Raw genomic sequence first — 264 nt, 5'->3', positions numbered from 1 at the left:
TGTCGCGGGAAGACTGGCGCGAGCTGTTCGAACTGTCCGACCGCCACGGCTCCGTGCTCGCCGCCGACGAATGCTATTCCGAGATCTACTCCGGCTCGACGCCGCCGCTGGGCGCGCTGGAAGCGGCGCACCAGCTCGGGCGCAGCGGCGGCTCCCGTCCGTACCAGAACCTGTTCGTGTTCTCCAGCCTGTCGAAACGCTCGAACGTGCCGGGCATGCGCTAGGGCTTCGTCGCCGGCGACCCGCACGTGACGAAGAAATTCC

1 pseudogene is annotated in these 264 nt (G+C 67.8%); it reads left to right on the top strand.

The window, feature by feature from the left end:
* A pseudogene (locus KVT32_RS30370) lies at nt 1-221 on the top strand (aminotransferase class I/II-fold pyridoxal phosphate-dependent enzyme); the annotation flags it as partial.
* Nucleotides 222-264: the final 43 nt, after the last annotated feature.

It is taken from the genome of Achromobacter sp. GbtcB20, from assembly GCF_019091095.1.
Lineage (GTDB): Bacteria > Pseudomonadota > Gammaproteobacteria > Burkholderiales > Burkholderiaceae_B > Achromobacter > Achromobacter mucicolens.
The sequence above is the reverse complement of the archived record's forward strand: the minus strand, read 5'-3'. Positions and strand labels throughout refer to the sequence as shown.